The sequence below is a fragment of the Haloterrigena salina JCM 13891 genome, assembly GCF_000337495.1.
Lineage (GTDB): Archaea > Halobacteriota > Halobacteria > Halobacteriales > Natrialbaceae > Haloterrigena > Haloterrigena salina.
On sequence record NZ_AOIS01000005.1, the window covers coordinates 12,856 to 26,072 of the forward strand.

General features: G+C 63.2%; 6 protein-coding genes and 1 pseudogene. 5 read left to right on the forward strand and 2 right to left on the reverse strand.

The annotated features are described in order from the left end of the window. The first annotated feature begins 81 nt into the window (after positions 1-81). Positions 82-3,276, forward strand: coding sequence for a glycoside hydrolase family 2 TIM barrel-domain containing protein (locus C477_RS00645; protein ID WP_008892484.1), 3,195 nt, complete (start codon positions 82-84; stop codon positions 3,274-3,276). Between the two features lie 174 nt (positions 3,277-3,450). After that, positions 3,451-6,336 (forward strand): glycosyl hydrolase 115 family protein, encoded by a 2,886-nt coding sequence (locus C477_RS00650; protein ID WP_008892485.1) that lies wholly within the window; start codon positions 3,451-3,453, stop codon positions 6,334-6,336. Between the two features lie 941 nt (positions 6,337-7,277). On the opposite strand, the pseudogene C477_RS24880 reads toward C477_RS00650, so the two are convergent. Then, a pseudogene (locus C477_RS24880) lies at positions 7,278-7,806 on the reverse strand (mannonate dehydratase); the annotation flags it as partial. 225 nt (positions 7,807-8,031) lie between these two features. On the opposite strand from C477_RS24880, the gene kdgK1 reads away from it, so the two are divergent. The 3 genes from kdgK1 to C477_RS00670 all read left to right on the forward strand — a co-directional run bounded on the left by kdgK1 (position 8,032) and on the right by C477_RS00670 (position 11,200). After that, on the forward strand, positions 8,032-8,997 hold the full coding sequence (gene kdgK1 / locus C477_RS00660; RefSeq protein ID WP_049914076.1) for a bifunctional 2-dehydro-3-deoxygluconokinase/2-dehydro-3-deoxygalactonokinase: 966 nt from the start codon (positions 8,032-8,034) through the stop codon (positions 8,995-8,997). Positions 8,998-9,077: 80 nt separating this feature from the next. Beyond that, entirely contained in the window at positions 9,078-9,716 is a 639-nt protein-coding gene (locus tag C477_RS00665) for a bifunctional 4-hydroxy-2-oxoglutarate aldolase/2-dehydro-3-deoxy-phosphogluconate aldolase (RefSeq protein ID WP_049914064.1), read from the forward strand. 647 nt (positions 9,717-10,363) lie between these two features. Further along, on the forward strand, positions 10,364-11,200 hold the full coding sequence (locus tag C477_RS00670; protein WP_008892489.1) for an RNA ligase family protein: 837 nt from the start codon (positions 10,364-10,366) through the stop codon (positions 11,198-11,200). 293 nt (positions 11,201-11,493) lie between these two features. Here the strand turns inward: C477_RS00670 and C477_RS00675 are convergent, their stop codons facing one another. Continuing rightward, entirely contained in the window at positions 11,494-12,726 is a 1,233-nt protein-coding gene (locus C477_RS00675; protein ID WP_008892490.1) for an orc1/cdc6 family replication initiation protein, read from the reverse strand. Positions 12,727-13,217: the final 491 nt, after the last annotated feature.

Here is a 13,217-nt window from a genome sequence, read left to right on the forward strand (position 1 = left end):
GGACTCGTGTCACGCTCGAGGCGACGGACTCGACCCGTCTCGACCGAGGATTGATGATGGTTCGTCGAACACTAGCGGTCGATGACTCGAGACTGGGCCGACCCGGAGACGGTCGGTCGAAACCGGATCGATCCGCACGCGTACTTCCTCCCGTACGCCGAGCCGAGCGACGCGACCGCGAGGAACCGGGCGGCTTCGCCCTGGATCGCGTCGCTGAACGGCGAGTGGCGGTTTCAGTTGGCGGAGACGCCGACCGCCGCGCCCGACGGGTTCCACGAGCCGGAGGTCAATGTCGACGACTGGGACACCATCGCGGTGCCACAACACTGGCAGACTGCCGGTTACGGCGACCCACACTACACGAACGTAGTCTACCCGTTCCCCCTCGATCCGCCTCAGGTCCCGACGGAGAACCCGACCGCGTCGTACCGACGTTCCTTCTACGTCCCCGAGGAGTGGGACGAGCGCCAGCTCCGGCTCCGCTTCGGGGGTGTCGACTCCGCGTTCCACCTCTGGATCAACGGCGAGGAAGTCGGCTACGGCGAGGGGAGTCGGCTCCCGTCGGCGTTCGACGTCACCGACTACGTCACGCCGGGCGAGAACACGATCGCCGTCCGCGTCTACAAGTGGTCGACCGGCAGCTACCTCGAGGACCAGGACATGTGGTGGCTCAGCGGGATCTTCCGCGACGTCACCCTGTCGGCCCACCCGAGGGTACAGATTACGGACGTCGACGTTCGGACCGAACTCGACGAGCGGTACGAGGACGCCGTCCTGCGGGCGTCCGTCGACGTGCGCAACGTCGGCGACGACGCCGGGACGGCCCGGATCGAACCGACGCTGCGCGACGCGGACGGCGCGCCGGTCTCGACGACGCTCGAGGCCCGCTCCGTCTCGCTCGAGGCCGGCGAGACGACGACCCTCGAGTTCGAGACGACCGTCGAGGAACCTCGCAAGTGGACCGCAGAGACGCCCCACTGCTACGATTTCGTCCTCGACGTCTCTCAGGAGAAGGGTGAGGGAGAGGACGAAACGGTCGTCTCGCAAACGGTCGGCTTCCGCGAGGTCGAGATCACCGACGGGCAGTTGCTGGTCAACGGCCGACCGGTGACGGTCCGCGGCGTCAACCGCCACGACTTCCACCCCGACCGCGGCCGCGCCGTCCCGCTCGAGGCGATGCGGGAGGACATCAAGATGATGAAACGGCACAACATCAACGCGGTCCGGACGGCCCACTACCCGAACGATCCGCGGTTCTACGAGCTCTGTAACGAGTACGGGCTCTACGTGCTCGACGAGACCGACCTCGAGTGCCACGGGATGATCCGGGCGGAGACGACCGAGCATCTCAGCGACGACCCGCGCTGGGAGAACGCGTACGTCGATCGGATGGTCCGGATGGTCGAACGCGACAAGAACCACCCCAGCGTTATCTGCTGGTCGCTGGGTAACGAATCCGGCTTCGGGGCCCATCACGAGCGGATGGCGGCAGTGACTCGCGAGCGAGATCCGACGCGGCCGATCCACTACGAGCCCGACACGGAACAGGCGGTCTCCGACATCATCGGGCCGATGTACCCGCCCTTCGAGCAACTCGAGGAGTGGGCCGATACCGACCTCGAGCACCCGGTCGTCCTCTGTGAGTACGCTCACGCGATGGGGAACGGGCCGGGGAACCTCCGGGAGTTCTGGGACCTGTTCTACGAGCACGACGGGTTGCAGGGCGGCTTCGTCTGGGACTGGATCGATCAGGGACTCCGGCAAACGGCCAACGACGGGACCGAGTGGTTCGCCTACGGCGGCGACTTCGGCGACGAACCGAACGACGGGAACTTCAACATCAACGGACTCGTCTTCCCCGACCGGGAGCCCTCGCCCGGCCTCACCGAGTACAAGAAGGTCATCGAACCGGTCGTCCTGCGCGAGGCCGATCTCGAGCGCGGCGAACTCACCGTCGAGAACCGCTACGATTTCCGGTCACTCGAGCACCTCCGGGCCTCCTGGCGCGTGCTCTCAGACGGCCGCGTCGTCGAGAGTGGCCGGCTCCCGCTGCCGTCGGTCGCCGCCGGAGAGGCCGGGACGGTCACGGTCCCCGTCGATACCGACGGTCTGAACGGTCTGGATGCCGACGCCGAACGCGTCCTCACCGTCGACGTCTCGCTCGCTCACGAGACGGCGTGGGCGCCGCGAGGGCACACGGTCGCGACCGGCCAGTTCGAACTCCCGGGGAGCGAGGACGGGCGTTCCTCGAGTCCGGTCGCGACCGACGCCATCGCGGCACCGCTGACCTGTGAGGCGGACGAGGCCGAGATCGTCGTCTCGAACGACCGGTTCGAACTGGTCTTCGACCGGACGTTCGGCGCGATCGACTCGCTGACCTACCGGAACCGGTCGCTGCTGGAGGACGGTCCCTCGGTCGGAATCTGGCGCGCTCCGACGGACAACGACGAAGGACTTCCGCTCTCGCGGACGTTCCTCTCGCGGATGACCGACCGTTACGAGCGCGGCGAACCGCTCGAGGCGGGCGACCTCGCGACCGTCGGGTTCGCGCAGCTCTGGCGCGAGCACGGACTCGATCGGCTGCAGTTCCGCACCGACGAGGTCGCGTGTGTCGAGGGCGGGGAAGACGCCGACGGCGTCGCGATCACCGTCGAAGGGCGCCTCGCGCCGCCGATATACGATCACGGGTTCGCCGTCGAGCAGACCTATACCGTCGAATCCACCGGCGCGATAACGATCGATACCAGTCTCGAGCCCGAAGGCGACCTGTCGGTGCTGCCCTCGCTTCCCCGGGTCGGGCTCGATCTCACACTCGAGGACGATCTCGATCGGGTCGCGTGGTACGGCCGCGGACCGGGCGAGTCGTACGTCGACAGCAAGGAGGCCGCCCTGCTCGGCCGGTACAGTCGCTCGGTTGCCGACCTCCACACGCCCTACGTGCGGCCCCAAGAGAGCGGAAATCGGACGGACACCCGCTGGGTGACGTTCACCGACTCGAGCGGAATCGGGCTCCGCGTGACCGGCGACGCGCCATTCGATTTCGGCGCCCGCCGCTTCGACGTCGACGACCTCGAGGAGGCCGCACACGACCACGAACTGCCGGAGCGCGAGGGGATACGGGTGTCGCTCGACGACCGCCACTGCGGGCTCGGCACGGGGAGCTGCGGTCCAGCGACGCTCGAGGAGTACCGGATCGACCCGCAGCAGTCGGTCTCGTTCAGCCTCGAGTTCCAGCCGATCGACGCGAACGGCGGACCGCCGGTCGACGGCCGCTGACGGCGGCCGTCCATCGTCTCGACGGGAGGCGGGTAGATCGACTACGACGGGTGTTGCGTCCGGGGCGATTACTGCTACGTCGGGGGACTCGTTCGAGCGACCGAGCACTGATCCCGGTACTGGCGACGGACAGAGGATTTTTACCGGCCCGTTTCGAGTATCGAATCACGCGCTATGATAACTCACGAGCCGTCAGACGGCAGCGTGCCGATCGTCGCCGGAGAGTCGGTCGCGGACATCTACGTCGACGGGAACGATCACGAGGTCGCGACCATCGCGGCGACCGACCTCGGCGACGATATCGAGCGGGTTACGGGACGCCGGCCCGCGGTCACCGATTCGCTCGCCGAACTCTCCGAGACCGCCGTGATCGTCGGGACGATCGGTCGCTCCGCAGGCGTCGAGCGGTGCCTGCAAGCGAGCGACGTCGATGCCGCGGCGCTGACGGACGAGCGGGAGAGTTTCGTCGTCGGAACGGTCGACGATCCGCTGCCGAGCCTCGAGTCGTGCGTGCTGATCGCCGGGAGCGATCGCCGCGGGACGGCCTACGGGGCGTACGAGTTGTCGAAGCGGATCGGCGTCTCGCCGTGGTACTGGTGGGCCGACGTGCCGACGCCCGACCGGGAAACCCTCTACGCGACCGAGGATCTCGAGCGGGCGGGACCGCCGTCGGTTCGGTACCGCGGGGTGTTCGTCAACGATGAGGACTTCGGGTTCCGCGAGTGGGCGCAGCAAACGCACGATCCGGCCACACCGGACGGCATCGGTCCGGAGACCTACGAGCGGCTGTTCGAACTGCTCTTGCGACTCAAGGCGAACACGATCTGGCCTGCGATGCACGAGGGAACGAAGTCGTTCTACCGGTGTGCGGGCAATCGCGAGGCCGCCGAACGGTACGGCATCGTCGTCGGCACCTCCCACTGCGAGCCGATGCACCGCAACAACGTCGACGAGTGGGACCGGGAGACAGACGGCGAGTGGAACTACGCGACCAACGCGGAGCGGATCCGTGAGTACTGGACCGACCGCGTCGCAGAGGTCGCCGGCCAGGAGAATCTCTTCACGGTCGGCATGCGCGGGATCCACGACTCGGGGATGCCCGGCGGCGACACCCTCGAGGAACGCGTCGACCTGCTCCAGCGGGTGATCGACGACCAGCGCGAGATCCTCGACGAACACCACGAGTCGCCGGTCGAGACCGTCCCGCAGCTATTCTGCCCATATAAGGAGACGCTCGAACTCTACCGGAACGGGCTCGAGGTGCCCGAAGACGTCTGTCTCGTCTGGCCCGACGACAACTTCGGCTACCTCCGGCGGCTGCCGACCGGCGAGGAGCGAGCGCGGTCCGGCGGCCACGGCGTCTACTACCACCTCTCGTACTGGGGACGTCCGCACGACCACCAGTGGCTGTGTTCGGTCCCGCCGGCGCTGACCCGCGAGGAACTGCACCGAGCGTACCGCCGCGGCGTCGACACGCTCTGGATGGCAAACGTCGGCGACCTCAAGCCGGCGGAGAAAGAGACGGAGTACTTCTTCGAGTTGGCCTGGGACGTCGACGGCGTCGCGGAGCGATCGGCGACCGACTGGCTCGCCGAGTGGGCCGCCCGCGAGTTCGACCCGGCCCACGCGGACGAAATTGCCGACGTCCTCGCCGAGTACTACCGACTCGCGCTCGCCCGCAAGCCGGAACACGTCGGCTGGAACGCGGTGTACCCGAACACCGAGAAGAACGAACCGACGTTCAGCGCGGTCGATCACGGCGACGAAGCCCGGCGACGGCTCGAGGCCTACGAGCGGATCGACGAGGCGGCCGCGGCGATCCGCGAGGAACTGCCCGAGAAATACAGAACAGCGTTCTTCCACCTCGTCGAGTACCAGATCCGGTGTGCGCGAGCGATGAACGAGGGAGCCCTCGAGGCGATGCGGAGCCGGCTCTACGCGGGTCAAGGGCGGACGAGCGCAGCAGCGTACGCGGATCGATCGCGGGCGGCGCTCGACCGGATCGACGCGGCGACGGAGCGGTACAACGCCTCGTCGAACGGCAAGTGGCGCGGGATGATGTCCGCGAGCCCGCGGGACCTGCCGGTGTTCGACCCACCGGCGACCGGGCGCGTGACCGACGATCAGGGTCCGACCCTCGAGGTCGCCGTCGAGGGAACGGCGGCCGTCGCCGGAACCGGTCCGCGAACCCGCCGACTGCCGACGATCGTGCAGGGCGTCGACCGGCCGCGGTTCGTCGACTGCTACAACCGCGGCGGGGGAACGATCGAGTGGACGGCGACGGCCGCCGACGACTGGATCGACCTCGAGCGAACGTCGGGGACGTTCGAGACGGACGAGCGGCTGTGGGTCGGCGTCGAGTGGGACGCCGCGCCGGACTCGCGGACGACCGGCCGTATTCGGATCGCGGGCGCCGGTCGGGAACTCGAGGTCGCGGTGCCGATCCGGCCGCGGGAGCGACCGACTGCGGGCGGGGTTGACGGTGATTCCGAGCCAGGTCCCAAGCGAACGCCGGTCTTCGTCGAATCGAACGGCCGCGTCGCGATCGAGGCCGACCATCCGACGACCGTCCGACAGGCGGAGACGCGCTGGGAGCCCGTCGACGGCCTCAGCCGAACGACCGGGACCGCGATGGCCGGGCGAGCAATCGACGGCCCGCGCGTCGACGCCGATGCGATCCGCGAGCGGGCGGCCCGTCTCGAGTACGACTTCGAGGCCGATGCCGGCGCCGTTCGCGTCGAAGTGCAGCTGTTGCCGACGCACGCGCCGACCGAGTCGACACCCCACCGGTACGCGGTCGCGATCGACGGCGCCGCACCGACGGTCGTCGACTTCGACGCGAACGGCGGCGAGCACGACCCGCAGTGGCAGCGGAACGTCCTTCGCTCGAGCGTCCGTTCGACGACCGACCATGAACTCGATCGGGGCGGTCGCCACACGCTGTCGCTGTACGCGATGGATCCGAGCGTCGTCGTCGATCGGGCAGTCATCTACACTGATGACGACGCCCGCCGGTCGTACCTCGGGCCGCGAGAGACGCGGGATCGGCGACTCGAGTGACTCTCGCTCGCAATGTCGATGGATAACTCGTACTACTTCGATAGTGGAACGAGATCGCCGTGATTAGGACCGTTGAGACACGTGGCCGGCAGTCGACGACTGCGTACGGGAACTACAAATTCGGTCATAGCGAACAGTATTGGTCACATGTAGCACGGAACGTTCCCGAGAGGGAGAGACGAAGGTGATGTCTTTACAGCCATACATTTGTATATTGAGGGTCGAATACGTCGACCCTGGTTCGGCGCAACAGAACGTAGTGAATTGGACGCTCCAGTTCGCAAACGGAAACTGCTGTATCGGACCGCTGCGTATCGGCTTCGAGAGTTCGTCGTGGGAGACGTTCGGCGAGAGCGGACGAAAGTGCGGGAAGAGGAGCATCGGTCCCGTCCGTGACCGGAGTAGCAGCGTTGAAGAGACAGACGACCGACGAGATTGATATTCAATCTATCGCGACCGTTCGGAGTTACCGAACGAATTCCAGCCGTCGGGAGCGCGAAATGTTACTCGACGAGGAGACATACCAATCTCAGCCTATCGACTAATGAGATTCCGTGCTGTATGAACACACACATTGAATAAACCCGTTAGGTTACGATTCCTGTCCAGTGTCGGTAATTCTGTAATCGAGTTAATAAATAAAAGAAATAAAATACCATTGTATATCATTATATTCGTTGTCGCGAGACAACGACAGTTGTTATCGGGGAAGAGATAGTGAGCAGGCCATAGCGATAGATTTCGACCGCACGGAGAAGAATCGAGCCGCAAAGGCGGACACAGCTGATGCCACACCGCTCTCCACAGGGCAGTGCTCTGGCGATGCTCGGCGCGACCGGATTTGGCAGACTCCTCTCGAGCACAGCAGGCGGCCGTCACGGGTCCGGCGACGAGTCGGCGACCGACACCACCGCCTCGATGAACGACTCGTAGTGCTCCTAAAACTCCACTTCGGTATACTCGCGCTCGAGGCCGGGCCGAGTTCGTCCGGATCGTCGACCTCGTCGTAGTCGAACGCCGTCCCCTCGGCGCCACCGCGGAGTTCGGCTGTTCCGGTTCGCATCGGCACGACGCCCTGCGGGTTCCACTGATAGCCGAGAATCGGGATATCCGCCACGCCGAGGTTCCGGATCAGCGTCGTGATCTGCTCGAGCGTCTCGTCCACCCCGTCGCGGTCGAACATGATATCGCCGTACAGCGAGTACGGCAGCGACTGGATCCCGGCCAGGGAGAGGTCGGCCGCCTCGACGCGGTCTTTCGCTGCCTCGAGGTCCGCGACCGAGGGATCGCGTCGCGTCCGACCGCGAACGTTGCGTTCGCGTCCCGGTCGTTGAACTCGTCGGGTTCCTCGTCGACGTCCGCGTGATCGACGAAGACGTCCGTCGCGCCGAGCTGGCGAATATACTGGAGTCGCGGTCTCGAAAGGGAGCGCGTGCGAACGCCGACTCTGATCGTCGTCTCGGTAGTCATATGGTACATGTTGACGCAGTATGAGCTACCTGCTGACAGTGTGTCGTTCTTACGGAAACTAGTATCGAAATCATCGGGATACCCGGGCGGTTTTCGCGACGCTCACAGTCGTCGGCCCGGCCGAATCGGATCGGTTCCCCTCCGATTCACGGTGTACTCGACTCCCGTACCCCGTCGAGAATCCCCAAAGTTATGTTCGTCGCCGGGAACTCCAAATTGACCAGTATGACGGATTCCACCGATGGGACGACGACCGAGATTACGACGTTCGGTGAGACGATGCTCCGGCTGGCGCCGGAACGCGGAGAGCGACTGGAAACGGCGGAGTCGCTCGACTTCCGGACGGCGGGCGCCGAGAGCAACGTTGCGATCGCGGCGAGTCGGCTCGGCGCCGACGCGGTCTGGATCTCGAAGCTCCCGGAGACGTCGCTCGGTCGGCGCGTGACGACCGAAGTACGGTCGCACGGAGTGACGCCGGCGGTCGCCTGGAGCGACGAGGGGAGACAGGGTGCGTACTATATCGAAGAGGGCGGGGAACCGCGGGGAACGAACGTCATTTACGACCGGCACGACGCGGCGATAACGACGGCGAAACCAGACGACGTGCCGATCGACACGATCCGATCGTCGGACGTGTTCTTTACCACGGGTATCACGCCGGCGCTGTCCGAAACGCTGTACGAGACGACCGCCGAGCTCCTGGACGTCGATACCACGACCGCCTTCGACCTCAACTACCGGAGTAAGCTCTGGTCGCAATCGACGGCGCAGTCGGCCTACGAGGACCTCCTCCCGAAGGTCGACCTGCTGTTCGCCCCCGAACGCGACGCGCAGTCGATCCTCGGCGTCGACGGGACGGGCGAAGCGATCGCCGACGAACTCCGCACGCGGTTCGACTGCGAGACGGTCGTCGTAACGCGGGGCGCGGACGGCGCGGTCGCGAGCACCGCCGAGGGAAGCGCGAGCCAAGCCGCGTTCGACACCGAGACGTTCGACCCGATCGGGACCGGCGACGCGTTCGTCGGCGCGTTCCTCTCGCGGTACGTCCGCGACGCGTCCGTTTCGGAGGCGTTGACGTGGGCGGCGGCGACGGCGGCGTTGAAACGAACGATCAAGGGCGATCTGGCTGTGATCACCGAGGACGAAGTCGAAGCGGTCATCGCCGACGACGGGGCCGGGATCGACAGATAGCGAGCCGGACACCGACCGGGCGCTATCAGTATAGTTCGTCATCGGTACGATTTATTAGGTCTCGCACACGGAGTATCGATATGAGTACTCGAAAGAGAGAGCAGATCGTTGACAGTGGCGTGATCGGGATCCTTCGCGGCGTCGACCCGGACTCGGCGATCGACGTCGCTTCTGCAGTCGTCGACGGCGGCGTCACGGCGCTCGAGGTAACCGCGGACACGGAAAACGTCGTAGAAACGATCGACACGCTCTCGAGCCGGTTCGACGACGTGCTCGTCGGTGCGGGGACCGTCTTGGACGCGGAAACGGCCCGAGCCGTGCAGTTAGCCGGTGCGGAGTTTCTGGTGACGCCGACCGTCGACACCGACGTCATCGAGGTGAGCAATCGCTACGGGACGCCCATCGCGTCGGGCGCGTTCACGCCGACCGAGGCGCTACGAGCCTACGAGGCCGGCGCCGACTTCGTGAAGGTGTTCCCGGCAAAAACCGGCGGGCCGGAACACGTCGCGGCGATCGGCGGCCCGCTCTCGCAGATCCCGCTCGTTCCGACCGGCGGCGTCAGTCCCTCGAACGCGGACGCGTACATCGAAGCGGGGGCCGTCGCGGTCGGCGCCGGCAGTGCGATCGTCGAGGACGAAGCCGTCGCGACCGAAGACTACGCGAGGATCACCGAGAACGCGCGTCGAATGGTCGACACCGTCGAATCGGCGCGAGAATAACGCTGTACGACGCGATTGGGCCGTCGTACTCGATCTGAAAGGAGCGGTGGTGAGGATGTCCCCTGAATCATAAGTTACCAAATACTATTACATACATACCAGATTGGAGACTGTTTCGAGGAAGGAAGGTGATCGACTTCTGGACGGGATGAGGTAGGTGCTCTACTGGTGAAGTCAACTACTCGAGGAATACCTAGCAGCACCGTTCTCGTTTCCGTCCAACGGAAACTGATCCTTCCGCTCGTTCTCTCTAGCACTTCTTACATACGCATCTCATGTAGCGTATCGTAGGGGTATAGCCGGTCACTCGTTGATAGCGTAGTGCTCGGTTCATCGGGAAGATCTATGATTTTACTAGAGAACACGCCCTTCGACAGACATATTATCTAAGACCCTAATCTAAGAGTCAAATATAACTATCTGAGTAATACAAGAGGTTCGACGACTATACTCGAGGTGACCTGCCACCGTTCAAGTCGGGAAACGGAGTTATTCATGAAACTGATAGAAGAATCGTCTACCGCAATTGGAGAGAGCCGAACTATAAGCACCGACAGAGTAACAAGGAGTAGTGGAATAGATTTGTTGATGGAACTGTACGTACTGTCGGAACAGGTCGGGAATGATTCGGCAGAAACCAATAGCTCATGAAGAGGTTTCCATCGATACCGCCGATCATCGACGTCGCTGACGGCTGCTTCGAGGACGGGCATCTCTGGCTGATAGAGAAGGTCGACGGGGCGCATTTCCGCTTCCAACTCCAGGGGTCGGGATTGATTCGATTCGGCGATCGGAATCGCGTCTACGACGATCCGGCTGCCGTTCCGGAGCCGTACCAGCACGCCGTCCGTCACGTGCGAACGAACCTCGAGCGAGAAGCGCTTCGGGACGCCGTCGACGACGTCGAAGCGCTCGTTTTCTTCGGCGAGGCGATGCACCGGCACACGATCGACTACGACTGGGAACGGACGCCGTCGTTCCTCGGCTTCGACGTCTGGTCGGCCCAGAAAGAACGGTTCTACCCGGTCGATACCGTCGAGCGAATCTTCGATCAGCTCGGTCTCCACACGGTGAACATCTTCGAGCGCGAACGGCGGGCTCGAGACTTCGATCCCGACTCGTATTCCGTCCCCCAGTCTGCGTGGTACGACGGACCCGCCGAAGGAGTGATCGTCCGGAACAAACGGGGCCAGCGAGCGACGCTTCTGCATCCATCGTTTCGCGAGATCGAGGAGACGACGCCAGTCGACGCATCCGCGGCGGAGGTAGCCGAAACGTACGCGACGCAACGACGGTTCGAAACGCTCTCGAGCGAACTCGAAGACCGGGGCCGTCCCGTAACGTTCGACACGCTTTACGAGCGCGTCCTCGAGGATATCGGTCGCGAAGAACACAACCGGCTCTACCACGAGAGCGACCCGATCGACATGAAGGCGTTCCGATCCGAAGTTAGTGCGCTAACGCGCCGATTCCTTGACGAGTGACGGAATCTCCTAGAGACCCGCCTCGATACAGCGTGTGCTTGAGAAGGCCGTTTTGCTTGCTAACGGTTCCCTCACCCATACACACCCCGAATTTCCGTCATCCATTCGGACCCCCCTCGTTTCCGTCGTTTCCGTACGCCCCACCCCGGATTTCCGTCGTTTCCGTCGTAGTTCGAACACACCCCGTCGCACCCCGGGTTTCCGTCGTCCATTCGGACCCCCCACGTTTCCGTCGTTTCCGTACGCCCCACCCCGGATTTCCGTCGTATATTCTTGTTTGATATTCTGGAAATTTATTCGTCATCCCAGTTCTGCATTCGGCTATCCTCCAGAATGGTCTCGCGGACGACCTGCGGATCCTCGATGAGCCGGTTCTGCAGATGAATTCCGCCTGCGCTCCCCTTGTTGATCTTCTCGATCTCGAGGACGCCGAGAAACGCCTGCTCTTTCAGGATGTCTCGGAACCGGCGAACCGAGAGAATATCCATATCGAGGTGTTCGCAGATGCGCTCGTACTGGTCGTACACGCGACTCGTGAGGAAGGCGTCGTCGTCGGAGTTGACGCTGAGTTCGGTCAACGCGAGCAGCGCGGCCTTCGCCTGGGTTGGCGCACCGTTGACGAGTTCCCGAAAGCGGTCCTTTTCGGCGTGTTGTTGGGCCTGCCGGACGTGTTTCTCTCGGACTATCTCGGCGCCGTCCTCGTAGGCGACCTCGCCGGCGTGGCGCAGAATATCGATGGCCTTCCGCGCGTCGCCGTGTTCCTGGGCGGCGAACGCGGCGGACAGCGGAATCACATCGTCGGACAGAACCCCGTCCTGAAACGCGTCCGCACGATTGAGCATGATCTCGCGGAGCTGGTTCGCGTCGTAGGGTTTGAAGAACAGTTCCTTGTGCTGGAAGCTGCTCTTGACGCGTTCGTTCGTATTATCGACGTACTGGATCTTGTTGCTGATCGCGATGACGCCGATACTACAGTCGATCTTCCCCGCTTCCTCGGCCCGCGAGAGTTTCATGAGGAGACTGTCGTCGTTCATCAGATCGATCTCGTCGAGGATGATGATCGCGGAGTCGAACTGCGCGTCGAGCGTTTTCCAGAGCAGTTTGTAGTATTTCGACGTGCTGAGACCGGTATGCGGGACGGTGATCTCGGTAACGGATTCGTCGTTTAACTTCGCGGCGAGAGAAGAGATCGCCTGCGTTTCCGTATTATCTTCAGCGCAGTCGATATACGCCGTTCCGATCGTGACACCCTCCTGAGCCGCACTTTGTGCGCGTTGACAGACGTGCCTCGAGACCAACGACTTTCCCGTTCCCGTCTTCCCGTAGATCATCACGTTTTCCGGGGAGTACCCGTGAACTGCGCCGTTCAGACGTTTCGCTAGCTTCGAGATCTCCTCATCGCGCCCGACGATTCGATCGGCTTCGGGAACGTGACCGATTTTCAAGAGATCCTTGTTCGAGAAGATCCGATGCCCTGATTCGAAGAGCGGATCGTCGACGGAATCGGACGAGGAGTCGGGTGTCATTCGATAGGAAACGATGTGAGCGGTAGGAGTATAAAACTAGTGGGGAGGCCCACCCCACGTTTCCGTCGTAATTCTACTGAATACCTGGCTTAGAGAGTTTGGAAAGAGGGAATAAGACAGTTGATAGTATAACCGTATTTCCGACGTAGATCGGAATACCGCCGATAACGGGACGGTAGAGACGATAGAGAGAGAAGAGGACGCTCACCCCCACACCCCACGTTTCCGTCGTAACTCGATGAGAGGGAGTGGTGTGGAGTTGAAGCGATCGTTCGGAGGGAGATTTTTACGGATTACTCGCTAGATACCGGTGTTATCCACCAAAGACAGCTACGGAAAGGAGAAGTTAGCCAACCTCTATTTCGACCGACGAAACGAAGAACTACCGTTTCGTCAATAAACGAAGTTAGCTTAGTGGACTATAGTCAATCTAACTACTTCAATCTAGGTATTGGAAGCAGCTGCCGCCATTCAAGAACCGGTAACATGAT

Excerpts from the sequence above, each read along its gene's own strand:
- C477_RS00645 (WP_008892484.1), top strand. The coding sequence starts at position 82 with ATGACTCGAGACTGGGCCGACCCGGAGACGGTCGGTCGAAACCGGATC.
- C477_RS00650 (WP_008892485.1), top strand. The coding sequence starts at position 3,451 with ATGATAACTCACGAGCCGTCAGACGGCAGCGTGCCGATCGTCGCCGGA.
- kdgK1 (WP_049914076.1), top strand. The coding sequence starts at position 8,032 with ATGACGGATTCCACCGATGGGACGACGACCGAGATTACGACGTTCGGT.
- C477_RS00665 (WP_049914064.1), top strand. The coding sequence starts at position 9,078 with ATGAGTACTCGAAAGAGAGAGCAGATCGTTGACAGTGGCGTGATCGGG.
- C477_RS00670 (WP_008892489.1), top strand. The coding sequence starts at position 10,364 with ATGAAGAGGTTTCCATCGATACCGCCGATCATCGACGTCGCTGACGGC.
- C477_RS00675 (WP_008892490.1), bottom strand. The coding sequence starts at position 12,726 with ATGACACCCGACTCCTCGTCCGATTCCGTCGACGATCCGCTCTTCGAA.